The sequence below is a fragment of the Salinimicrobium aquimaris genome (assembly GCF_035607535.1).
Lineage (GTDB): Bacteria > Bacteroidota > Bacteroidia > Flavobacteriales > Flavobacteriaceae > Salinimicrobium.
Map to the genome: position 1 here is coordinate 781859 of NZ_JAYDZX010000001.1, position 23113 is coordinate 804971.

The window sequence follows — 23113 nt, forward strand, 5'->3', positions numbered from 1 at the left end:
CAAAAAGCAGGATTCCCTCCTGCTTTTCTTATGTTTTATAAAGTATACCTACTGAAGCTTTTCAGGAGAGTACTGAAACAGTTTGGGGCTAAAACTCAGCATTACCCAAGCCCAGTTTTGTGTAGTATCCTTGTCACCTCCCTTTAAGGCTTCCAAAGATTCTGTTCCAAACATCTGGGAATATCCAAAGCCTACTGTAAAATCTTTTCTAACCTTGTAGAGCCCTACCAGATCTACTTCTGTGCCGAGAAATTTATCATATCCTTCCCCTATTTCAGCTGCAGAGGAGAATAAATGAGGTGCAATAAAAAATTCTGCTTTTGGAGACTTCCAGGAAAGTTTTCCGTAGAAATCCAGGAGTCCCACGTCATTTTGATGGTTTCCAACGAAGAAATAGTCCATTAATCCGTTAAAGCCATGATTTGTTCCAAAAAGTGGTGTGAAGGAAAAAACATCCTCAGAGGTCTGGTTTCTATCTGTACCAGAAAAATATTCTCCTCCCATCCCCAGGGTCCAGGCGGTGTTTAGTTTATAACCAAGATTTAGCCCGGCGTACCATGCCGCCACTTCCCGGTCATTTCGCTCTCCTGTTTGGCCGTAGGCACCCACATTTCCAAAGAAGTTACCCGAATCAAATTTGTGAAAGGCACCGTATGTCTGCAGGTAATCCACTTCGGGGGAGCCACCTGCGGTGTTGTGTTCATAGCCCGTATTTAAAAACAGAAGGCTAAAGCCTACATTATTTACATCAAGATGATACCATGCAAACTGCATGTTCTTATATGAATTGATGTTATATGGAATTCTTGTCACCGTTTCGGCCGGGGCATTGTAGGCAGCACCTACATCGAGTCTTTGATTAAGCGCGGGCAACCAGCTCAAAAGGGCAGCATCATGACTTTGCCCCTGCTGGGCCCAATCAACTTCTCCAAGAATTCTTTGGTTGTCGTAGGACAGCACCTGTCTTCCTACCCGCAGCATAAACTGCGGACTCACCTGGTATTGCCCATAAGCTTCAAAGACCGACAGGGCATTGTTGTCTTCCAGCCGCATAGTAGGGGCATCTCCCCACACTCCAATGCTTTGCAGGGAAAATTTGACCTGTAACGGGTTGTCATCATAGCCTAAGATGAGCCGCGATCGCTGAGAAATATAAGAGGCCGGATCATCATTTTCTGTAAGGAGAGTTTTAAACCCATTCCTGAACTCATATCTCGGCCTTAGTTGCAGACCGGCTTCAAAGTTTTGTGCTAAAGAAGAAAAAGAGGCAATAAAAGCTGCAAAGAGCAGAAGGGATCGTTTCATGTTTTTTAATTTTTAACAGTACAAAAGAAGATAAAAATGTTGGTGTTGTTTATGATTTTGCTCAGCTTAGGAGAAAGACTTTCAGCTTGTGAGAGGAATTTTTATACATTTGAACCCCTATTGCCCCTCAAAAATGATAAAAAGTCAGTTCCTTTTTTTTGCACTTCTTTTAAGTAGCTTCTTTGGCTATACCCAACAAATAGATACCGATAAACTATACCTGCAGGCACTGCAGGATTACCGTGAAGGAAAATATGAAGCGGCTTTAGATCTCACCAGGACAGGACTTGAAGTAGCGCCGGGCTATCATGACATTAGGATCTTACAGGTAAGAACCCTTTTCGCCCTTCAGAAATTTGATGCAGCCGGAACTGATATAAACCTGCTACTTATGAAAGCTCCAGATTATGAAGGGGTAAAAACAATAGCGATGCAGCGCCTTAACCAGCTGGAAGGAAATGAAGGGTTAAAATTCTCTGATCGCTTATTCAAGATCTATGGATCGCACCCGGACCTCAACATAAGGAGAGCCAGGTTACTTCTGGAAAGCGGTGACATTAAAAAAGCCGGGGAGCTGGCTACACAAACCTATGTCAGCGGCCAAGTTAATGACGAACAAAGGTATGCACTACAGCAGATCATTAATGTAACCGTCAGGAATGCAGTACAGGTAACAGGCCAGTATATTTCCTTTAGCGACAATTATCCCCGCAACGACTCCTGGTATGCTGTAAGTGCCGAATATCAGCACAACTTCAGCAATCTTGCCCTTATAGGCAGGACTACCTATTCCGATCGTTCTTATAACGACGGCAGCCTCTATGAAATCGAAGCCTATCCAATCTTTTCAGAAAAGTTATACGCCTTTGCTAATGTGGGTTTTTCTGAAGGGCAGATCTATCCGGATTACAGGGCAAGTGCTTCTGTTTTTTACAACTTTGCAACTTCCTTTGAAGCCGAAGCAGGATTTAGAGGTCTCTTCTATAATGACAACAGCTATTTTTCTACTATAGCCGGGCTCACCGCCTACACAGGAAGATTTTACCTTAATGCCCGTGCCTTTGTTGGTCCCGAACGGCTTGAACAAATGGCACAGAATTACCAGTTCAACGTACGATACTATTTAAGCACCCCCGAAAATTACCTTTTTGGAAGGATAGGAAGCGGGATCTCTCCCGATGAACCTACTTTGTATACGAGAGCTCAGGAGAATCCAACCCTGGAAGCAGTATTTATCAATCTCGGTATTTCAAAAACCCTGGGCATCCACCATGTGATCTCCCTAAGCGGCGGGGTTCTTTCTGAAGACCTTCCGGGTGACGAGACCGGGAACCAATTCACTTCCAGCCTTAGCTACCGGTTTAAATTTTAAGTGGCTGAAGGTTTAGTGCTGAAGCCTTTGCGCGTCATATTTCCCCAACCTGATTTTATTCCGAAGAGTTTTTTGTAGAGCCCTTTGAGCTGCCCGAATACAAGGACGGGGTGAAAAAGAAAAGGTTCAAGATATGCGGCAAGCAACAACTCCGCAATTTCTTTAGCTGAAGAATAGTGCCTGAAGTTTAGGATGTAAAAGAAGACCGCCACAGAAGAAAAGATGCATCCCAGCAAGTAAACAGCAGTAAACAATAAAATTGCTGAAGGCCAGTCAATCAACCCGTAATACCCGAATATCAACATAAAAACGATCCCTAAAAATTCTATAATTGGCGCCCCAAACTCAAAAAAGCACCAGTAGGGAAAAAAGATCATTCCCATTTTTCCAAACCTCGGGTTCATAAAGAGATATCTATGAAGTTTCAGGGTTTCCCAAAGTCCCCTCGCCCACCGGTCCCTTTGCTTGACGAAAATATTGTAAGAGTGAGGCACTTCCGTCCAGCAGAGGGTTTCGGGGACATAGACAACTTTATAAGCTTTCTTCAGTTTTTCCATGTGCACCCTAAGCCTTATACACAGCTCGAGGTCCTCGCCCACAGTTTTTGTATTAAAGCCTCCTACTTCCAATAACCGGCTACGGGGATACATTCCAAAGGCGCCGGAAACCAACATCAAACCGTTCACCTCTCCCCAACCCATCCGGCCTATTAAAAAGGCTCTAATATATTCTACAACCTGCGTCGTGGTCAAAAGATCTTTGGGAACGCGTAATTTCTTCAGAATGCCTTCCCTGATATCTGAATCATTGGCCACGCCAATAGCACCACCACATGCAATGATCTCCTTGTCTCCTTCCTCGAGGTAAGGCCGCACCATCTTAAGGATCGCATCCTGTTCTATTATACAGTCGGCGTCGGTGCATAACACCAGTTCTGTCGTAGCAAAGTTGATTCCGCAGTTAATGGCGTCACTGCGCCCCCCGTTGTTCTTATCAATAATAGTGAGGTGCTTGTATTGTGCTTCTGTACTTTTATAAACAGCCCTCACCATCGCAGTGGGAATAGGCTGAACGATAAAAGTGGAGTCTATTGGCTTAAGCTTGTATTCCTCGATAAGTAGCTGCATGGAATTGTCCTTGCTGCCGTCATTGACCACAATGAGCTCATAAAAAGGATACTGTATGGAAAGTAGGGATTTAACATTTTCAACTATGGTAAGCCCTTCATTAAAAGCAGGTGCAACCAGGGTCACCGAAGGAATATCGGTAGCACTTACAATGTCCTTCACCTCCAAAAATCTCGCCCTGCGTTTGTTCCGCTTCACGGCTCTTGCAGAAAGAATGACCCCAAGAAAATAGACGGTTAGCAGGAGTGCCCCGTAGACAAAAAATATCCAGCTGATCTTTACATAGATGCTCTGTAAAAATTCTGTCATATCACCTCTTTTAGCGTGTACTGGCTATAGTAGAATTCACGCACGAGTTCTTCATGACCACTCTTCCAGAGCACCTCGGCAGCACTTAGTTCCAGGATATCATTTCCGGATTGCAGAACCTGATTACAGAATTCCAGATCGGGTTCAGGTGAGATTCGAGCTACATACTGCAGCAGCTGTACCTGCTGTTCTGTATTCGGAATTTTAAAGAACTTATTCTTTACTTCCTGAAGTTGTTCCTGTGTAAGCTGGAATGAACTAAGGCAGTAGATGGCCGTTTCCCGGCGATCAAAACTTTCATGGTCAAGGAAATCAATAATATAATCTACTTCTGTAAAAAGATTGAACTTTCTTATGATCCGCATGAGCAACTCCTGGGCATAAGGTCTCTGTGTGCCGTAGGTTTTTTTGAGGTATTTGATCTGTGCATCAGGGTAAAGAGCAAAAAGTTTTTCCACGATCTTGATCTGTTGCCACAAGGTCATGTCCCTTTTGAGGTAAGGAAGAAAACGCAGGCTCTCCCAGCCCAGAAAGACCACCATAGCGATCTGTGCTTCCCGTCTCACAAAAATATTTGGGTTATTCCTTTCCCGAGTAATCTCTTTAATGTGCTGAACCTGCTCCATTTCATAGATCTCCCTTATCCCTCTCGCTTTAATATACCATTTCCTGCTATCTAGTTTCGACAAAGAGGCACCATATGGAGGTATCTGGCCAAATAGTACGCGTAACTTACTGTAATTTGTACCTAACATTGATCTTTGGGCCCTGATCATTAGATCAATGAGATACTGGATATTTCCTCTTTTGGAAGGCTTTGCTCCCACGGCCTGCAGTGCACGTTGTACGTTCAGGTAATGATATTCCTCTCCATTGGGCGGATAAAGAAATTTTGCAATTTCACGGGAGAAAGTTTTTTCGATCCTGTTCAGCTGACTTTTCCGAATCTTTCGATAAACCAGGCTGAAACCTATGGTGAACCACACCATTACAAGAATGCAGATAAGAACCTGAATAAGTAGAAGTAGTTTTTCCTCCATACTAAGACAGCATTTGTTCTACTTTATCGAAGTTGAGAGGAATTGCAAAAAATCCTGAAACATTCCCGATGTCCAGAATTTCCTGCCGTACTTTCTTCTGTCCCATGCTTGTGATAATGAGCAGGGACTTGTGGCGAATGATCTCCTTTAACTGGTGAACATAATCCAGAGGTGCAATTCCATCAAAAAGAATATCTGAGATGATAAGATCAAAATTCTCATCCTGGTCTTCAATGTCCAGCTCGTCTAGCGCACGAATTGCTTTGCACCTGTATTGATGCGTAAGGATCATTCGTTCCAGGACCTGCAATAGGATAAGGTCCTGCTGAATTATCAGGGCGGTTTTTGCCATTTTAGGTTATGTAGGGGGATATAGAATTGGGGCTCTATACATAGCAAATCTAATAAATTTGTGTTACAATATTGTTAAAACTGAAGATGTCTCCTGTTGATATAGTGAGAGTTGCTAAAATTAAGAACCCCGCCTTTGGAGGCAGGGTCTTGTTTGGATTAGATTATGTAGTATTTATATTAGCACTTTCTCCCGACGAAGCAGTTGGTCCATTTGACCGGCAAGTTCAAAGCATCGGCTTATTTTTTCAGTATCACTACAGGAGCGGGAATCTGGTTTTTGGCCTTTGCATGTAAAGTCATGCAGGTCGATTTCGCCAAACTTTTCATTCAAGGCTACACATCTTTGGAAAAGAGTGTTAATGTTCTCATCCCCTGCAGGTTCAATGTTGTTCTTGAGAAGATAACCTCTCATAAAACTTTCAATAGCGAACTGGGAATTTTTACAGACCAGGTAGGATACTACATCCTCCTCTGGCCTGCAAAGCTCTTCATTGGCTTCCCGAAGCTTCCTAACAGCTTCATCAAAGAGACCGGGTGCTTTGCTTTCCATAAAATTTAAATTTAGTTGAACAAAGGCCTTTTCGGCAGGAAAAACACCTGCCAAAAAAGCCATTTTTTTAAGGTCTACATATCCCTATGTAGTTCCAGTCTTTCCCATTTCGAATCTACTTCTTCCTGAGCCTGCTTTAATAGGGCCGCCCCTATCTCGGCATTTTCTTTGGCTACGCGGGTAAAGCGGGTTTCGTTGTACATGAACTCTTCCAGCGGTGCCTGGGGAGGTTTGGAATCCAGCTTGAATCGCTTTCCTTTCGGCTTTGAAGGATCAAACCTGAAGAGTGGCCAGTAGCCTGTCTCTACAGCTTTTTCCTGCTGTCTTGGTCCATGCTTAAGATCATATCCATGCTCTCCACAATGTGAGTAAGCAATGATTATGGAAGGGCCGGGATAAGCCGCGGCCTCTTCAATTGCCTTGAGCGTTTGCATATCTTTGGCTCCAATGGCCACCTGGGCGACATAGACATTTTGATATGAAACCGCTTGTAAGGCAAGGCTCTTTTTTGAGGTTCTCTTACCCGAAACCGCAAACTTCGCACTGGCTCCCAATGGAGTTGCCTTGGACATTTGCCCGCCGGTATTGGAATAGACTTCTGTATCCATCACCAGGATATTGATATCTTCTCCCGATGCCAGCACGTGATCGACTCCGCCATAACCTATGTCATAAGCCCATCCGTCTCCACCCAGGATCCAGACTGCTTTTTTGCGGAGGTATTCAGTTAGCTCATTAAGCTTAAGTGCTTCGGGGGTTCCAATAGTAGAGAGAATGTTCTTCAATTCAGCTATGTCGGCATGTTTCTGCTTCTTCTGAACTTCATCTGCTTCAGGATTTTCTACTATGGCCTTCACCAGTTCTGAACCAATCACCGGTTCAAGTTCCTTCAGCAGATCTACAGCGATCTCCTGCTTTTTGGTGAGGGCAAGTCGCATTCCCAGGCCGAATTCGGCATTGTCTTCGAACAGGGAGTTAGCCCATGCGGGACCTCTACCGAATTCATTCTTTTTATAAGGCGTGGTTGGAAGGTTTCCACCGTAGATAGACGAACATCCCGTCGCGTTGGCGATCATAATACTGTCGCCGTATAGCTGGGTAAGCATTTTAATATAAGGAGTCTCTCCACATCCCGAACAGGCGCCCGAAAATTCGAATAACGGCTCGAGGAACTGTGATCCTTTTACGTTGGTGATCTGTAATTCTGTGCGCTCGTAATAAGGCAGTCGGGTAAAGTAATCCCAGTTCTTGTTTTCGGCTTCAGCAACATCAAGCTTGCTGCGCATGTTGATGGCCTTAAAGTTATCCACTTCCTTGCTTTGTGCAGGACAAACGGCCACACAAAGATCACAGCCTGTACAATCTTCAGGAGATACCTGTAAAATATAAGAATCTGTTCCTGTAAAAGGTCTTCCCTTAGCCGGAACTGTAGTTAAACTCGCCGGAGCATCGGCAAGATCTTCAGTAGGAACTACTTTAGCGCGAATAGCAGCATGCGGGCAAATAGCAACGCACTTATTACATTGGGTGCAAAGATCGGCCCCATCCCAAACCGGCACAAAATCGGCAATACCGCGTTTTTCATATTGAGTAGTACCTGTTGGGAAAGTACCGTCAACAGGGAATGCGCTTACGGGGAGTTCATCTCCCTGCCCTGCCAGGATCTTTCCAAGCACATCTTTTACAAAAGGATCGGCTTCACCGGTCATCATTGGCTTAAGATGCCTGTTACTGGTGATCTGCTTTGGATAATTCACTTTTTGGAGGTTTTCCAAAGATTTATCGACCGCATTGAAGTTCATTTGAACGATCTTTTCTCCTTTGTGCGAGTAAGATTTCACAATTGCGTCTTTGATCTTCTGAATAGCTTCATCTTCAGGAAGCACTCCGGAAATTGCAAAGAAACAGGTTTGTAAAACCGTATTGGTACGTTTCCCCAGTTTGGCTTCAAGAGCCACTTTTGTAGCGTCTACCACGTAGAATTTTAATTCCTTCTCTACAATGTCTTCCTGCATTTTCTGCGGAAGCATATCCCAGACCTCCTCGTTTGAGAATGGAGCATTCAGAAGAAAAGTTCCACCTTTTTTTATCTTTTTCAGCAGGTCATATTTCTCAACAAAATTGAACTGATGACAGGCAATAAAGTCGGCAGTATTGATAAGGTAACTGGAGAAAATTGGCTGCGGACCAAAGCGCAGGTGTGAAACTGTCTGTGAACCTGCCTTTTTAGAGTCATAGACGAAATAACCCTGCACATAATTATCTGTGGTCTCCCCAATGATCTTGATAGAGTTCTTGTTGGCTCCAACAGTACCGTCAGATCCCAAACCATAGAACAGACAATTAAAGGTGTTTTTCTTTGTTTTGAATACCGGGTTATAAAGCAGGCTGCTGAAGGTTACATCGTCATTAATACCTACTGTAAAATGGTTCTTTGGCAAAGGCTTTTGTAGCTCATCAAAGATCCCTTTTACCATCGCAGGATTGAACTCCTTGGAAGAAAGACCATAACGGCCGGCAACGATCTGCGGAATATCTCCACCAGTCTCGGCAAAAGCTGTGACCACGTCCAGGTAAAGTGGATCTCCGGTACTTCCGGGTTCTTTGGTCCTGTCCAGAACAGCGATCTTTTTTACCGTTTTTGGCACCTTGGCAATAAAGTCTTTTATGGAGAATGGCCTGTATAGCCGAACGATCAACACCCCTACCTTTTCATCAGAATTCAGCAGGGTATCCACAGTTTCTCTCACGGCACCTTCCCCGGAACCCATGATCACAACGACCTTTTCAGCTTCTGGATGCCCTTCATAGTCAAACAGGTTGTACCTGCGGCCGGTGTGCATGTAAAATTCATCCATGATCTCCTGGACGATCTCCGGTACGCGTTGATAATAAAGGTTGGCAGCTTCGCGGGCCTGGAAGAAAACATCGGGGTTTTGAGAGGTTCCGCGTATCACCGGACTATCGGGATCGAGAGAGCGTTTTTTGTGCTCCATGATCTTATCTTCGGGCATCATTGCCTTGATGATATCATCGGGAATTCCGTCGATCTTGGAGATTTCGTGGGAGGTTCTAAAGCCGTCGAATATATTCAAAAAAGGAACTCTGGATCTTAAAGTAGCTACCTGTGAAATAAGGGCAAAGTCCTGAGCTTCCTGAACCGAGCCGCCAAAGAGCATAGAATATCCCGTTTGCCGGGCTGCCATAACATCTGAATGATCCCCGAAAATGGAAAGCGCATGTGTTGCAATTGTTCTTGCCGCAACATGTATCACATTGGGCAGCAGTTCGCCTGCAATCTTGTACATGTTAGGGATCATGAGGAGTAAACCTTGAGAAGCCGTAAACGTTGTAGTTAACGCCCCGGCTTGCAGTGAACCATGTACCGCACCTGCAGCACCGCCCTCACTTTGCATTTCCACGATCTTAGGAACATTGTTCCAAATGTTCTTTTTCCCTTTTGAACTATAGACGTCCACATGCTCTCCCATGGGAGAGGCCGGCGTTATAGGATAAATGGCACATACTTCATTCGTTTTATGCGCTACACGGGCAACAGCTTCGTTGGCATCACAAATGAGCTTTGGAAAATTTTTCTCCATAATATATAGTTTCTCATATTAAGCTCCGTGAAGCCAAACTTTCTTTTCCAGTAATTGTTCTTCGTTTTCTTCCATATCCTCCCGTGGATGTATACAGTCTACAGGACATACAGAAACACATTGAGGATTGTCATGGAAGCCTTTGCACTCGGTACATTTATCGGCTACTATAAAGTAGAATTCATCAGACAAAGCTTCCTGCTGCTCTTCGGCATCCATTTCTTCTCCCCGGGGAGTGGTTATAATACCCTCAAGTGCAGTTTCATCTGCTAAAGACCATTCCTGATCGGGTTCATAGATGGCTGTATTTGGACATTCCGAAATACAGGCATCGCAGTTGATACATTCATCTGTTATAAAAAGAGCCATAACTATTGGTTTTAAATTATTATAGAATTTCCAATAAAAGTATTGTGGCTTTACGTGCTCAAACATGATACTCATCATATTTCAATTAACTAAGAATTATTCTTAATAAGCTCATTTTAAAAACTATATGACCTGCATCATATTTCCTGCTGCTCAATGCATATACATTTGGTGATAATTGGTTAAAACCAAAGTTTAAAAAACCATATCCTATGATCGCAGAAAAAACAAAACTACCGGCCGAATCTATTGATGCAGTGGTGATAAGGTTTGTAGGAGACTCGGGGGACGGGATGCAGCTTACAGGTACTCAATTCTCTGATACTTCGGCTATGTTTGGAAATGATGTGGCCACCTTCCCCAACTACCCGTCAGAAATTCGCGCCCCACAAGGCAGTCTCTATGGCGTATCGGGCTTCCAGGTACACATTGGAAGTGTTGAGATAAGCACCCCTGGGGACAATGTTGATCTTCTTGTTGCCATGAATCCCGCAGGGCTTAAAACGAACCTTTATGCGGTAAAACCGGGGCAGACTATTATAGTTGATGTAGATTCCTTCAGCAAAAAGAATCTTGAAAAAGCCCAATACGCCAGTAACCCTCTGGAGGATGGAAGTCTTTCAAACTACCGCGTGATACAGGTACCAATGTCTTCTCTTACAAAAGAAGCTCTTAAGAACGTTGAAGGCCTGGATCAAAAAATGATCACCCGGAGCAAGAACATGTTCGCCTTAGGGATGGTATACTGGCTCTACAGCCGTTCTCCCGAACATACCATTGGCTTCTTCAACAAGAAATTCAGGAATAAGCCACACCTTATAGAAGCAAATACAAAAGTTCTTAATGCCGGATATTTTTATGCTGAAACTATAGAACTGATCCCGAACTCCTATAGTGTTTCCCCTGCTAAAATGCAGAGCGGCACCTACAGGATCATCATGGGAAATACAGCGACAGCTTGGGGCTTTCTCGCAGCCGCAGAAAAATCTGGTCTCGAATTATTCTTAGGCTCCTATCCAATTACTCCGGCGACAGATATACTGCATGAACTGGTAAAGCACAAGCATTTTGGAGTAAAAGCCTTCCAGGCAGAAGATGAGATCGCAGGAATAACTTCGGCAATTGGTGCATCCTTTGCCGGTGACCTTGCAATAACTACCACCTCCGGTCCCGGCCTGGCACTTAAAGGAGAAGCCCTGGGACTGGCCATGATGATAGAACTACCGTTGGTAGTTGTTAACGTACAAAGAGGTGGTCCATCTACCGGTCTACCAACCAAAACAGAACAGTCTGACCTGTTACAGGCAATGTACGGTCGTAACGGGGAAAGTCCGGTGATCGTCATCGCAGCAAGTACCCCTGCCAACTGCTTTACCTATGCCTACCAGGCAGCAAAACTTGCGCTTGAACACATGACTCCTGTAGTACTGCTGACCGATGGATATATTGCTAATGGTTCAGCTCCCTGGAGGATAAGGAAAGTAGAAGACCTGCCTCCTATCAAAACAAGAAAAGTCACCGAGGCAAAAGAGAACTGGAATCCATACAACCGGGACGAGATCACTCTTGCCCGGGATTGGGCGGTACCGGGAACCCCGGGATTGGAGCATCGAGTAGGTGGTCTTGAAAAAGACCAGAGGACGGGAAATGTTTCACACGTTCCTGAAAACCACGAGACAATGACCCAAATCAGGGCCGAAAAAGTCAAAAGAGTACAAAGCTTTATTCCCGAGCTGCAAACTGAATTTGCACAAGCAGGTGACTTGCTGGTCGTAGGATGGGGCGGTACTTACGGATCTCTTCGCACTGCCGTAAAACAGCTTTATGAGGAAGGACATAAAAACATTGGATTCGCCCACTTTACCTACATCAATCCTCTTCCCAAAAACGCGGAAGAGGTGCTCAAAAAATTCAAAAAAGTCATTGTATGTGAACTAAACAACGGTCAATTCGCCAACATTTTGAGAATGCATATCAACCGGGAGTTTCTTCAGTACAACAAAGTTCAGGGATTGCCTTTTGCCAATAATGAGCTTAAAGAAAAAATCAAACAAATTGTGGAATAAGATGGAAACAGTAGCTGCAAAAAAATACACGTACAAGGACTATGGTAATGACCAGGAAGTACGATGGTGTCCCGGTTGTGATGACTATGTTATTCTGAGGTCTGTTCAAAAAGCTCTACCCGAAATGGATGTCAAAAAAGAGGATGTCGTATTCATTTCAGGAATTGGCTGCTCCTCCCGCTTTCCTTATTACATGGGAACATATGGAATGCACGGAATTCATGGTAGGGCCCCGGCGATTGCTTCGGGAGTAAAATTAGCCAATCCCAACCTCAGCGTATGGGTGATCACCGGCGATGGTGACAGCATGGCTATTGGCGGCAACCATTTTATTCATGTTCTAAGAAGGAATATAGACCTCAACATTATCCTGTTCAATAACGAGATCTACGGATTGACCAAAGGGCAGTTTTCTCCTACTTCGCTAGTAGGACAGAAAACCAAGTCCTCACCTTTCGGAAATACTCAGCCTCCATTTTCTCCGGGGGAGTTGGCCATTGGTGCACAGGCGAGATTCTTTGCCCGTATTGGCGGAAACGCGCCAAAAGAAATGACCGATATTTTTATTCAGGCTGAAAAATTCAAAGGCACCTCACTTGTGGAAGTACTTCAAAACTGCGTCATCTTTAATGATGGTTGCTATGTAAAATATACCGACAAGACAGTGAGAGAAGACAAGCAACTATATGTGGAGCATGGAAAGCCAATGATCTTCGGAAAAGAACGTAACAAAGGACTGGTTCTTAAAGGCCTTAAGCTGGAAGTGGTGACGATAGGTGAAAATGGTGTCACTGAAGAAGACATCCTTGTGCACGATGCTAAAGAGAAAGATCCTACCATGCACCAGATGCTGGTAAGACTGGAGTATCCATTGGTGACAGGAATTATAAGAAGTTTTGAAGATGTGACGCTCGAGGAAAGGGAGGATGCGCTCACAGCTCAGATAAAAGCAAAATCAAAATTTAAGAAAACAGACGATCTGTTCTTCTCGGGAGAAATTTATGAAGTAAAGTAGCCGGGAACTGATCTTGGTCAGTTCTCACCTGTCCTTGAAACGTTAATTTTATTAACAAATTAAACCTGTATTAAAATGGGTTCAGAAGCAATCATAGTCTTTCTTATTGCAGGCATCGTTCTGGTGGCCGGCGCTAATTTACTTTCAAATCTAATATCGACCAAATCTGATAACGCTGCCAAAAGGGAACCTTATGAAAGCGGAATGACCACAATAGGTCCTACCTGGGTGCAGTTCAAAGTGGGTTACTACCTCTTCGCCATCCTCTTTTTGATTTTTGATGTAGAGGTGGCATTTTTAGTACCCTGGGCAGTAGTATTTGGAGAAATGGGAAGTATTGCTCTGGTAGAGATCCTCATCTTCCTCATCATACTGGGATTGGGGCTGGCTTATGCATGGAAAAAAGGAGCATTAAAATGGGAATAGTAAACAATAAAGAACAGGCTGCTCAAAAAAGCGGAATTCCGGCAGATTTTCCGGGAGACGTCATTCCGGCAGGAAACGGGGGCAACATTTTAATCACTACCCTTGATAAAGTGATCAACTGGGGCCGTGCCAACTCTCTTTGGTCATTGTACTTTGGCACCAGTTGCTGCGCGATAGAAATGATGCAAACAGGCGCTGCACGTCACGATTACTCCCGCTTTGGTTTTGAAGTCGCCCGCCCCTCCCCGAGACAAGCCGACCTGATCATTATTGCGGGAACCATTACCACAAAAATGGCTCCGGTACTGCGTCGATTATATGACCAAATGGCCGAACCAAAATATGTGATAGCCATGGGTGCCTGTGCCATTAGCGGGGGACCATTCTTTTACAACTCTTATTCGGTTGTAAAGGGTGCAGACCACGTGATCCCTGTCGATGTGTACGTTCCCGGCTGCCCCCCACGGCCTGAGGCTTTGCTGGACGGGATGATCATGCTGCAGCAAAAGATCCTGAAGGAAAAAAGGCTCGAAAAAGCCAATCCTATCGAAGGTTTTGATGAAGGAAATTAAAAAGTATTGGCCATGACCAACGAAGCACTCCAACAAACCATATTAAGCTGGTTTCCCGATCCCGAATTTCCACAGCCGCAGTTCTCTGAAGAAGGATCCCAATATCTTACACTCAACGTTGAAGGAGAACAGTTGCACGAACTTATGCAATTGCTTAAAAATAATCCCGAAACTCATTTTGATTACCTGTTCTGCCTCACAGGAGTGGATGATGGGAAAGAACTGGGCGTGGTCTATCACCTGGAGTCAACTGTACACCGTCATATCCTGGTGGTAAAGGTCCAGACAAAAGATCGCGAAAATCCCATTTTTGACAGCGTACAGGATCTCTGGGCCACCGCAAATTATCACGAGCGGGAGGTTTTCGATTTCTTCGGAATAAAATTTAGGAACCATCCAAATTTAAAACGGTTGTTCCTCACTGAAGATTGGGAAGGTTTCCCTCTGCGGAAGGATTATGTGGATGAAAAGAATATGGTTGTAAAATAGGAATTATGGAAACAGCTGTAAAAGAACCTACCGCGACAAAAACGAGCTTCAAGTCTGAAGAATATTTTATTAACATGGGGCCGCAGCACCCTGCCACCCACGGAGTTTTACGACTGCTGCTCACTATTGACGGGGAGATCATTAAGAAGGTGGAGCCCGATCTTGGCTACATCCACCGCTCAATAGAGAAAATGTGTGAGAGCAACAGCTATCAGCAGATCGTACATCTTACTGACCGACTGGATTATTTGTCTTCTCATATCAATAATGAAGCAGTTTGCCTGTGTGTTGAAAATGCGCTGGAACTTGAAATTCCCGAAAGAGTCAAAGTTATTCGTACAATTCTTGGAGAACTCACGAGGATTGCCTCCCACACCTTGTGGTGGGGCGTGATGGGAATGGATGTAGGTGCACTTACCTCCTATTTCTACGGCTTTAGGGACCGGGAAATGATCAATGACATTTTTGAGGAAACCTGCGGCGCACGTTTAACCATGAACTATAATATCCCCGGCGGATTGATGCAGGATATTCATCCCAATTTCGTCAAAAGGGTAAAAGAATTTATCACTCATTTCCGAACAAAACTACCCGAATACGACCGGCTCCTCACCGGCAATATCATCTTTCAGAAAAGGACAAAGGGAGTAGGTATTTTATCCAGAAAAGATGCTATAAACTTTGGAGCTTCAGGGCCTGTTGCCAGAGCTTCAGGATATTCCTGTGATGTGCGAAAACATCATCCGTATAGCGCCCTTGAAAAAGTGAATTTTACTGAAGCTCTTGAGACTTCCGGAGATTCGTTCGCAAGATATAAAGTGAGAATTGCAGAGATGTGGGAATCCCTGAACATTATTGAACAACTCATCGATAATATTCCTGAAGGTGATTTCAAAGTTGCGACCAACGCAGTGATCAAATTACCAAAGGGAGAATATTATCAAAAGGTGGAAACTGCAAGGGGCGAACTAGGGGTCTACATCATAAGTACCGGAAATAAAAATCCTCACCGGGTGAAATTCCGCTCCCCGGGACTGTCCAATCTCTCCCTGCTCAACCACATTACAGTGGGAGGCAAAATAGGAGACCTGGTTGCAACCATGGCTACCATTGATATTGTAGTACCCGATATTGACCGATAATTAATAAAAGATGAACAGTTTTTCATACATAATCAATTGGTTCGCAGGCACAGGATTTCTGGACATGGCTTTGATCGCTCTCATTTATCTTACGGTCTTTGCTGTTCTTGGTCTGTTTCTGGTGTTGCTTGAAAGGAAAGTAGCTGCATGGTTTCAGCTAAGGATAGGCCCGAACCGGGTTGGATATCTCGGTTTGTTCCAAACAATTGCCGATGCCTTAAAACTGGTATCCAAAGAACTTACCGGTACTGTAAAAGCCGATAAATTCCTGTATAATCTTGCACCCTATTTTGTCATTGTAACATCCCTGATGGCTTTAGCGGTGTTTCCATTCACCAAAGACCTGCAGGCATTTGATATCAACATTGGGATCTTCTTTCTCATTGCAATTTCCTCGATAGGAGTTATAGGAATTCTTCTAGGAGGATGGAGCAGCAATAACAAATTTGCCCTTATTGGAGCCATGAGGAGTGGAGTGCAAACCGTGAGTTACGAACTATCGGTAGGGCTGTCGCTGCTAACAATGGTGATCCTCACCGGCAGTCTTCAGCTTTCAGAAATCATTGAAGTACAAAAGAGTGGCTGGTTGATCGTACAGGGCCATATCCCGGCTATTATTGCCTTCATGATCTATATGATCGCAGGAACGGCTGAAACCAACCGTGCCCCCTTCGATATGGTAGAGGCAGAATCTGAACTCGGGGCAGGATATCACACCGAATATTCAGGAATGAAGTTCGCTTATTTCTTCCTGGCCGAATTCATCAATATGTTCATCATCGCAGCCATTGCCACCACGGTCTTCTTTGGAGGCTGGCTATCACCTTTCGGCGTAACAGAATCCTTACCCTGGATGGGCTTATTCTGGTTCCTCGCGAAAACGTTTGTGCTGGTGTTCCTCATGATGTGGTTCCGCTGGACCTTTCCGAGGCTAAGAGTTGATCAGCTTTTAACGCTTGAGTGGAAATATTTGCTCCCAATAAACCTGGTTAACCTTGTTCTAATGGCAGTGATCGTGTGGCTTAACCTTACTATTTCAATCTAATTGGCATGAGTTATTTTTCAAATATAGTACAGGCAATTGGCACCCTCCTAAATGGGATGAGTGTTACAGGCAAATATTTCCTCAATTCCCGCAAAGGAGCCATTACCCAGCAATACCCCGATAACCGCGAAACGCTAAAGATGTTTGAACGCTTTCGCGGAGAAGTGGTAATGCCGCATGACGAGAACAATGAACACAGCTGTACAGGTTGTCAAAAATGTGAGATTGCCTGCCCTAACGGAAGTATCGAGATCATTTGGGACCGGGTGGTTGATCCTGAAACCGGAAAAAAGAAAAAGGCCATCGATCAACATATTTACCATTTTGGGATGTGTACCCAATGTGGTTTATGCGTAGATGCCTGCCCTTCAAATGCAATAAAGTGGGCGCAGAACTTTGAGAACTCTGTCTATGACAGGACTCAACTGACGAGAATCTTAAATAAACCCGGTTCGAAGGTAAGAGCCGGTGTAGAAGAATAAGCCATGGAAAAAGTAGTTTTTTACATCCTAGCGATAATAATGGTTACTTCGGCCATTGCCGCCGTGAGCAGCCGAAAGATGCTTCGGTCGGTAGTATATCTCCTCTTCGTTTTAATAGGAGCCGCAGGACTCTATTTTCAGATGGATTATAACTTCCTGGCTGCCATTCAGCTTACGGTATATGCAGGAGGTGTTATTGTACTTATCATCTTTTCAGTTTTACTAATTCATCACATAGAGATGGAACTGGAAATGGCAAAAAGATCCCGACAGGCGATCTCCGCGCTGCTTTGTATGCTGGGACTCAGCATATTTTTAGCAACCATTTATGCTCATCCTTTTGAGACAGCAGGAATTACGTCCACTACAACCACAGCCGAAATTGGCCGGGCCTTACTTAGTACTGAAAAAGGAGGATTTATCCTGCCCTTCGAAGTAATAAGTGTCCTGTTACTTTCAGCAATGATAGGAGCCATAGTTATAGCCAAAGGAGGAGGAAAAATTAAGCAACCAATTGAGGAAAAAACAGACGCTGAAAGAATTCTGGAGGAGATCACCGAAGAAGTCACCAAGGCAAAAAAACAAGAAGAAGAAATAGGTGTCTAAAATGACATTTTTGAAACCGAATATTTAAAACCGGCTGATGCCATTAATATTAGAAATATGATCCCGGGCGTAAGCATTAACGAAATCCTCACCCTCACCAGCATCCTGTTCTTTGTTGGAATCTATGGGTTTATTACCCGTAAGAATCTCATCTCAATTCTTATATCTGTAGAATTGATCCTGAATTCTTCGGTTATAAATTTTGTGGTGATCAACAAATACCTCTATCCCGAGCTACTACAAGGGATGGTGTATTCGATCTTCATCATAGCCGTAGCCGCGGCAGAAACTGCACTGGCTGTAGCCATCATAATTAACATTTACAGGCGAAAAGGCTCTGTAGAAGTAAGCGAAACTGAAACCATGAAGCATTAATCTGTAAAAGAAATGAACCTCATCAACCTTCTTTTAATACCTGCAATTCCTCTCGCTGTCTTCCTTGTCCTCGGGATCTTTAGTCATAAAATCAAACCCGCGGTCTCGGGGCTGACAGGTGTTGCCGGACTCGCAATTTCGACGCTCCTCTCCTACTATACTGCCTGGCAATATTTCTTCGTAAACGGAAAAACTGATGGAGTGTATCAAACATTCGTAGAGAAGACAGTGTGGATCAAGTTCACAGATACACTGCACATCGATATGGGTGTTCTTGTAGATCCAATTTCGGTAATGATGCTCGTAGTGGTTTCCACCGTATCCCTTATGGTCCATATTTATAGTAGGGGCTATATGAAAGGAGATGACGGCTATACCCGCTTCTTTGCCTATCTCTCCCTGTTCACCTTTTCTATGTACGGGCTGGTCCTGGCAACAAACCTTTTCCAGATCTACATTTTTTGGGAACTGGTAGGGGTCTCATCCTTCCTGCTTATTGGATATTATTATACGAAGACCTCGGCCATTGCGGCTGCCAAAAAAGCCTTTATCGTTACCCGTTTTGCCGACTTCGGATTTTTGATAGGGATCTTTATTATTGGCTTCTATACCAATACCTTCGATTTTCAACTCCTCAATGATCCTGAAGGACCTGCGATCCTCACCTGGGCTTCCACTTCTTTTATGGGACTTTCGTTAATCACATGGGCCTTGATCCTAATCTTTATGGGAGGCGCAGGTAAATCGGCCATGTTCCCACTTCACATCTGGTTGCCCGATGCTATGGAGGGGCCTACCCCTGTTTCTGCATTGATACATGCTGCAACCATGGTGGTAGCCGGAGTCTACCTTGTTGCCCGCCTTTTCCCAATGTTCTACATGGTTGAAGAAGGATTTGCGCTGCAGATCGTCACTTACGTGGGAGCCTTTTCTGCTTTATTTGCTGCTATTATAGCTATTACTCAAACGGATATTAAAAGGATCCTCGCCTTCTCCACCATGTCCCAACTCGGTTATATGATGATGGCCCTGGGAGTTTCAGGATTTGACGGACACAAAGGTGTAGGATACATGGCTTCGATGTTTCACCTCTTCACCCACGCCATGTTCAAAGCCCTGCTGTTCCTGGGCGCAGGTTCTGTGATCCATGCCGTACACAGCAATCTGCTGCAGGAAATGGGTGGACTCAGGAAATATATGCCCGTAACTAACATCTCCTTTCTTATCGCAGCTCTGGCAATCGCAGGGGTACCACCACTTGCAGGATTCTGGAGTAAGGATGAGATCCTCATGGCCGCCTACAGCAACAGCCAGTTCATCTACGGAGTAGGAATATTTGTGGCAGGATTGACAGCCTTCTATATGTTCAGGTTGTACTTCGGAATCTTTTGGGGTAAGGACAGGCAGTACAAACATAGACCTCATGAATCTCCTGCTTCAATGACCATTCCTCTTATTGTGCTGGCAGTTCTAACGTTGACAGCAGGGTTTATTCCCTTTAGTGAATTGGTGTCTGCAGATAAGATTGGGTTTGAGGCGCACATCAATCTACCTCTTGCTGCTATAGCGGTGGGAGTGGGAGCATTAGGCATTCTCCTGGCATGGCTGTTCTACAAAAAAGAAAACGATCTCGCTTCCCGGTTTGCCAATGCTTTTGGTTCATTTTACAAATGGAGTTCCAATAAGTTCTATTTCGATGAGATCTACCTCTTTGTTGCCCGAAAGGTCTTCTTCAAGAATGTAGCTGCACCCATTGCAAAATTTGACAAGAAGATCGTGGATGGCACTATGGAGGGAATTGGAAATCAAACTGCGGTGATCTCACGAAAGATCAAGGATCTACAATCAGGAAGAGTACAGGACTATGCATTCGGTTTTATTGGCGGTGTGGTCATCCTGGCTCTGATATTTATTTACGCATTTACTAATTAGAGGAATATGGACATTCTATCGTTATTTGTTGTTGTTCCGGTACTGGTGATCCTGGCGCTGGTATTCACAAAAGACCTAAGGCAGGCAAGGTTGATCTCAATGGTTGGCGGCTTGGTCCAGCTGGGAATGGCTATAAATTTACTGTTCGCCTACTTCAGGGAGAGAGCAGTCAACGATGCTGTGATGCTCTTTAACAGGGATCTGGTTTGGTTTGAACAATTCAATATTCATTACAACATAGGTGTGGACGGAATTTCGGTTTCGCTTATCCTCCTTACTTCCATCATTGTTCTCGCCGGGGTATTCATCTCCTGGAAAATGGAAGAACTACCGAAGGAGTTTTTTATTTCACTCATTGTACTTGCAACAGGTGTCTATGGTTTCTTCATTTCAATTGACCTGTTCACCATGTTTGTGTTCTATGAGATCGCAGTAATACCAATGTACCTACTCATAGGAATTTGGGGATCGGGCAACAAGGAATATTCGGCTATGAAACTCACCCTGATGTTAATGGGAGCTTCCGCAGTATTGATGGTGGGAATCCTGGGAATTTATTTCAACTCCAATGCCGATGGTGGTGCACTTACATTCAATATTCTGGAGATCGCACAGGTGAATATTCCTGTTGAGGCCCAAAACCTGTTTTTCCCGTTAACCTTCATCGGATTTGCCATTTTAGGAGCCCTGTTCCCATTTCACACCTGGTCCCCCGACGGACATGCCTCTGCTCCTACTGCAGTTTCCATGCTACACGCAGGAGTTCTAATGAAACTTGGAGGGTACGGAATATTTAGAGTCGCAATGTTCCTGCTTCCTGCCGGAGCACTGGAATGGAGCTGGTTCTTTATCATACTTTCAGCTACCGGAGTTATTTACGGAGCCTTTGCTGCTCTTCGTCAAACAGACCTTAAATATATAAATGCCTACGCCTCTGTTAGCCACCTCGGGATGGTAACCTTCGCATTACTTATGCTGAATAAAACTGCCTGGAATGGAGCCATTTTACAATCCCTTTCGCATGGTTTTATGACAGCGCTATTCTTTGCTTTGATAGGGATGATCTATGGCAGGACCCACACCCGCGATATCACAAAGCTGGGCGGCCTGCTTAAAGTTATTCCCTTTATATCGGTAGTTTACGTTATTGCCGGAATGGCTTTGCTGGGGCTACCCGGCTTTAGCGGATTTGTAGCTGAAATGAACATTTTTATGGGTGCATTTCAGCAAGACAGCATGTTCTACAGGGTAGCAACAATTGTTTCTATTTCAGCCATAGTCGTAACGGCCGTTTATGTACTACGTGTCGTAGGTATTATGTTGATGGGTCCTGTAAAAAATGAAGCTTATAACCAACTTGAGAGTACAACCTGGTATGAAAAAACGGGAATCCTGTTACTGTTATTGCCAATTATTGGGATAGGAGTCGCTCCTTTATGGATCAGCAATTTGATCATGGAAAGTCTTCAGCCATTTATTCAGGGAGTTTTATAAAAAGAGATTGAGATGGATTTAAATAGCTTATTGTTAATGCGGCACGAGATCTCCCTTCTGGGAATCATTCTATTGCTTATTGTTGCAGAAATTGTGATCCCCCACCGCAAAAAGAGCAGCATCATTCACCTGGCGCTTGTCTTCTTTGGAATTCATACTGCAGTTGGATTCTTACCTCTGGCGGAAAGCTTCCTGTTTGGAGGAATGTTCAGGAGTAATGATATGATCCACTTCTTTAAAGGAATTCTGAATATTGGAGTCTTTACGCTTTTACTTCAGTCGGCCGATTGGCTTGAGAGGAATATGCTGGATGAGGAAAGAGGAGTTGAATTCTTCATTCTCTTGTTCGCTTCTTTGCTCGGTATGTACTTTATGATCTCTGCAGGGGATTTCCTGATGTTCTATATAGGAATGGAGCTTTCAACCCTACCCGTTGCAGCTCTGGCCGCATTTGAGATCATCAAAAGAGAATCGGGAGAAGCAGGGATAAAGTTCATACTTTCGGCAGCACTGGCATCAGGAGTTTCACTTTTTGGGATCACCATGCTTTATGGAACCACCGGCTCGATCTACTTTGATGACATTCTCACAACGCTTACAGCTGAAAATCTCACAATCCTTGGATTTATACTTTTCTTTGCGGGACTGGCTTTCAAGATTTCGCTGGTGCCCTTCCATTTCTGGACGGCAGATGTTTACCAGGGAGCTCCAATTGGAATTGCATCCTATCTTTCGGTAATCTCTAAAGGTGCTGCAGCATTCATTCTAATGATCCTCCTGTTCACTGTTCTCAAACCACTTATGCACATTTGGGAGAACATGATCTACATACTCGCAATTATAACCATGTTCATCGGTAACCTCTTTGCTCTAAGGCAGGAAAACATGAAGAGGTTCCTTGCTTATTCCTCTATTGCACAGGCAGGATTCATTCTCCTGGGGCTTATTAACGGAAGTCAACTTGGAACTGCAACAGTAATTTACTTTGTGACCATTTATATTTTCTCAAATCTGGCAGCATTTGGAGTAGTACAGGCGATTTCCACACAAACGGGCAAGGAGAATAGGAAAGATTATGAGGGACTTTACAGAACAAATCCAAAACTAAGCCTCATAATGATGTTGGCGCTCTTCTCTCTGGCTGGAATCCCTCCGGTTGCAGGTTTCTTTGGAAAATTCTTCCTCTTTACTGCTGCCGCCAGTTCGGGCTATTACCTGCTTGTATTCCTGGCTGTAGTGAATGTTACCATTTCACTCTATTACTACCTGTTAGTTGTGAGAGCCATGTTCGTAAGAAAAGGAGAAGACCCAATACCGTTCTTTGTGAATAAACCTTATATGAAGATAGGACTACTCATTACTGTTCTTGGGATCTTAGCCCTGGGGCTGTATAGTCCATTATACGATTATATATATCAATTAAGCGCAGTTTTAAATTAGA

21 protein-coding genes are annotated in these 23113 nt (G+C 44.2%); 14 read left to right on the top strand and 7 right to left on the bottom strand.

The window, feature by feature from the left end; all coding sequences use genetic code 11:
* Positions 1 to 48: 48 nt before the first annotated feature.
* Entirely contained in the window at positions 49 to 1305 is a 1257-nt protein-coding gene (locus tag VR862_RS03575) for an alginate export family protein (RefSeq protein WP_324719573.1), read from the bottom strand.
* A 133-nt stretch (positions 1306 to 1438) separates the two neighbouring features.
* On the opposite strand from VR862_RS03575, the gene VR862_RS03580 reads away from it, so the two are divergent.
* Entirely contained in the window at positions 1439 to 2677 is a 1239-nt protein-coding gene (locus VR862_RS03580) for a YaiO family outer membrane beta-barrel protein (RefSeq protein ID WP_324719574.1), read from the top strand.
* On the opposite strand, the gene VR862_RS03585 is transcribed toward VR862_RS03580, so the two are convergent.
* The 6 genes from VR862_RS03585 to VR862_RS03610 all read right to left on the bottom strand — a co-directional run bounded on the left by VR862_RS03585 (position 2674) and on the right by VR862_RS03610 (position 10028).
* Positions 2674 to 4113 carry a glycosyltransferase family 2 protein gene (locus VR862_RS03585; RefSeq protein ID WP_324719575.1) on the bottom strand — a complete coding sequence of 480 codons (1440 nt, stop codon included), beginning with the start codon at positions 4111 to 4113 and terminating at the stop codon, positions 2674 to 2676. The two genes, VR862_RS03580 and VR862_RS03585, sit on opposite strands and share 4 nt — an antisense overlap.
* Entirely contained in the window at positions 4110 to 5153 is a 1044-nt protein-coding gene (locus tag VR862_RS03590; protein ID WP_324719576.1) for a hypothetical protein, read from the bottom strand. Before VR862_RS03590 ends, VR862_RS03585 begins: the two co-directional genes overlap by 4 nt.
* 1 nt (position 5154) lies before the next feature.
* Complete coding sequence (locus VR862_RS03595) at positions 5155 to 5505, bottom strand: DNA-binding transcriptional response regulator (protein WP_324719577.1); 351 nt, start codon at positions 5503 to 5505, stop codon at positions 5155 to 5157.
* 174 nt (positions 5506 to 5679) lie between these two features.
* Entirely contained in the window at positions 5680 to 6057 is a 378-nt protein-coding gene (locus VR862_RS03600; protein ID WP_324719578.1) for a hypothetical protein, read from the bottom strand.
* Between the two features lie 74 nt (positions 6058 to 6131).
* Entirely contained in the window at positions 6132 to 9659 is a 3528-nt protein-coding gene (gene nifJ / locus VR862_RS03605) for a pyruvate:ferredoxin (flavodoxin) oxidoreductase (RefSeq protein WP_324719579.1), read from the bottom strand.
* Between the two features lie 18 nt (positions 9660 to 9677).
* On the bottom strand, positions 9678 to 10028 hold the full coding sequence (locus VR862_RS03610; protein ID WP_324719580.1) for a 4Fe-4S binding protein: 351 nt from the start codon (positions 10026 to 10028) through the stop codon (positions 9678 to 9680).
* 212 nt (positions 10029 to 10240) lie between these two features.
* Here VR862_RS03610 and VR862_RS03615 point away from each other — a divergent pair, with 212 nt between their 5' ends.
* The 13 genes from VR862_RS03615 (at position 10241) to VR862_RS03675 (ending at position 23112) form a co-directional block, all read left to right on the top strand.
* Positions 10241 to 12094 (top strand): 2-oxoacid:acceptor oxidoreductase subunit alpha, encoded by a 1854-nt coding sequence (locus tag VR862_RS03615; protein ID WP_324719581.1) that lies wholly within the window; start codon positions 10241 to 10243, stop codon positions 12092 to 12094.
* Between the two features lies 1 nt (position 12095).
* The gene (locus tag VR862_RS03620; protein ID WP_324719582.1) at positions 12096 to 13109 is read left to right on the top strand and encodes a 2-oxoacid:ferredoxin oxidoreductase subunit beta; all 1014 of its coding nucleotides are present in this window, start codon (positions 12096 to 12098) and stop codon (positions 13107 to 13109) included.
* Between the two features lie 75 nt (positions 13110 to 13184).
* A complete protein-coding gene (locus VR862_RS03625) occupies positions 13185 to 13535 on the top strand; it encodes an NADH-quinone oxidoreductase subunit A (RefSeq protein WP_324719583.1) in 351 nt (116 codons plus the stop codon).
* On the top strand, positions 13526 to 14107 hold the full coding sequence (locus tag VR862_RS03630; RefSeq protein WP_324719584.1) for an NADH-quinone oxidoreductase subunit B: 582 nt from the start codon (positions 13526 to 13528) through the stop codon (positions 14105 to 14107). The genes VR862_RS03625 and VR862_RS03630 overlap by 10 nt, the downstream gene beginning before the upstream one ends.
* Before the next feature lie 12 nt (positions 14108 to 14119).
* On the top strand, positions 14120 to 14596 hold the full coding sequence (locus tag VR862_RS03635) for an NADH-quinone oxidoreductase subunit C (protein WP_324719585.1): 477 nt from the start codon (positions 14120 to 14122) through the stop codon (positions 14594 to 14596).
* 5 nt (positions 14597 to 14601) lie between these two features.
* Complete coding sequence (locus VR862_RS03640) at positions 14602 to 15738, top strand: NADH-quinone oxidoreductase subunit D (RefSeq protein ID WP_324719586.1); 1137 nt, start codon at positions 14602 to 14604, stop codon at positions 15736 to 15738.
* A gap of 10 nt (positions 15739 to 15748) precedes the next feature.
* The gene (gene nuoH / locus VR862_RS03645; RefSeq protein ID WP_324719587.1) at positions 15749 to 16783 is read left to right on the top strand and encodes an NADH-quinone oxidoreductase subunit NuoH; all 1035 of its coding nucleotides are present in this window, start codon (positions 15749 to 15751) and stop codon (positions 16781 to 16783) included.
* Positions 16784 to 16788: 5 nt separating this feature from the next.
* Complete coding sequence (locus VR862_RS03650) at positions 16789 to 17265, top strand: 4Fe-4S dicluster domain-containing protein (RefSeq protein ID WP_324719588.1); 477 nt, start codon at positions 16789 to 16791, stop codon at positions 17263 to 17265.
* A gap of 3 nt (positions 17266 to 17268) precedes the next feature.
* A complete protein-coding gene (locus tag VR862_RS03655; protein WP_324719589.1) occupies positions 17269 to 17871 on the top strand; it encodes an NADH-quinone oxidoreductase subunit J family protein in 603 nt (200 codons plus the stop codon).
* Between the two features lie 57 nt (positions 17872 to 17928).
* Entirely contained in the window at positions 17929 to 18246 is a 318-nt protein-coding gene (gene nuoK / locus VR862_RS03660; protein WP_324719590.1) for an NADH-quinone oxidoreductase subunit NuoK, read from the top strand.
* A 12-nt stretch (positions 18247 to 18258) separates the two neighbouring features.
* The gene (gene nuoL / locus VR862_RS03665) at positions 18259 to 20178 is read left to right on the top strand and encodes an NADH-quinone oxidoreductase subunit L (RefSeq protein ID WP_324719591.1); all 1920 of its coding nucleotides are present in this window, start codon (positions 18259 to 18261) and stop codon (positions 20176 to 20178) included.
* A gap of 6 nt (positions 20179 to 20184) precedes the next feature.
* A complete protein-coding gene (locus VR862_RS03670; protein WP_324719592.1) occupies positions 20185 to 21672 on the top strand; it encodes a complex I subunit 4 family protein in 1488 nt (495 codons plus the stop codon).
* A 12-nt stretch (positions 21673 to 21684) separates the two neighbouring features.
* Positions 21685 to 23112: an NADH-quinone oxidoreductase subunit N gene (locus tag VR862_RS03675; protein ID WP_324719593.1), complete on the top strand. Its 1428-nt coding sequence runs from the start codon at positions 21685 to 21687 to the stop codon at positions 23110 to 23112.
* Position 23113: the final 1 nt, after the last annotated feature.

Excerpts from the sequence above, each read along its gene's own strand:
- VR862_RS03575 (WP_324719573.1), bottom strand. The coding sequence starts at position 1,305 with ATGAAACGATCCCTTCTGCTCTTTGCAGCTTTTATTGCCTCTTTTTCT.
- VR862_RS03580 (WP_324719574.1), top strand. The coding sequence starts at position 1,439 with ATGATAAAAAGTCAGTTCCTTTTTTTTGCACTTCTTTTAAGTAGCTTC.
- VR862_RS03585 (WP_324719575.1), bottom strand. The coding sequence starts at position 4,113 with ATGACAGAATTTTTACAGAGCATCTATGTAAAGATCAGCTGGATATTT.
- VR862_RS03590 (WP_324719576.1), bottom strand. The coding sequence starts at position 5,153 with ATGGAGGAAAAACTACTTCTACTTATTCAGGTTCTTATCTGCATTCTT.
- VR862_RS03595 (WP_324719577.1), bottom strand. The coding sequence starts at position 5,505 with ATGGCAAAAACCGCCCTGATAATTCAGCAGGACCTTATCCTATTGCAG.
- VR862_RS03600 (WP_324719578.1), bottom strand. The coding sequence starts at position 6,057 with ATGGAAAGCAAAGCACCCGGTCTCTTTGATGAAGCTGTTAGGAAGCTT.
- nifJ (WP_324719579.1), bottom strand. The coding sequence starts at position 9,659 with ATGGAGAAAAATTTTCCAAAGCTCATTTGTGATGCCAACGAAGCTGTT.
- VR862_RS03610 (WP_324719580.1), bottom strand. The coding sequence starts at position 10,028 with ATGGCTCTTTTTATAACAGATGAATGTATCAACTGCGATGCCTGTATT.
- VR862_RS03615 (WP_324719581.1), top strand. The coding sequence starts at position 10,241 with ATGATCGCAGAAAAAACAAAACTACCGGCCGAATCTATTGATGCAGTG.
- VR862_RS03620 (WP_324719582.1), top strand. The coding sequence starts at position 12,096 with ATGGAAACAGTAGCTGCAAAAAAATACACGTACAAGGACTATGGTAAT.
- VR862_RS03625 (WP_324719583.1), top strand. The coding sequence starts at position 13,185 with ATGGGTTCAGAAGCAATCATAGTCTTTCTTATTGCAGGCATCGTTCTG.
- VR862_RS03630 (WP_324719584.1), top strand. The coding sequence starts at position 13,526 with ATGGGAATAGTAAACAATAAAGAACAGGCTGCTCAAAAAAGCGGAATT.
- VR862_RS03635 (WP_324719585.1), top strand. The coding sequence starts at position 14,120 with ATGACCAACGAAGCACTCCAACAAACCATATTAAGCTGGTTTCCCGAT.
- VR862_RS03640 (WP_324719586.1), top strand. The coding sequence starts at position 14,602 with ATGGAAACAGCTGTAAAAGAACCTACCGCGACAAAAACGAGCTTCAAG.
- nuoH (WP_324719587.1), top strand. The coding sequence starts at position 15,749 with ATGAACAGTTTTTCATACATAATCAATTGGTTCGCAGGCACAGGATTT.
- VR862_RS03650 (WP_324719588.1), top strand. The coding sequence starts at position 16,789 with ATGAGTTATTTTTCAAATATAGTACAGGCAATTGGCACCCTCCTAAAT.
- VR862_RS03655 (WP_324719589.1), top strand. The coding sequence starts at position 17,269 with ATGGAAAAAGTAGTTTTTTACATCCTAGCGATAATAATGGTTACTTCG.
- nuoK (WP_324719590.1), top strand. The coding sequence starts at position 17,929 with ATGATCCCGGGCGTAAGCATTAACGAAATCCTCACCCTCACCAGCATC.
- nuoL (WP_324719591.1), top strand. The coding sequence starts at position 18,259 with ATGAACCTCATCAACCTTCTTTTAATACCTGCAATTCCTCTCGCTGTC.
- VR862_RS03670 (WP_324719592.1), top strand. The coding sequence starts at position 20,185 with ATGGACATTCTATCGTTATTTGTTGTTGTTCCGGTACTGGTGATCCTG.
- VR862_RS03675 (WP_324719593.1), top strand. The coding sequence starts at position 21,685 with ATGGATTTAAATAGCTTATTGTTAATGCGGCACGAGATCTCCCTTCTG.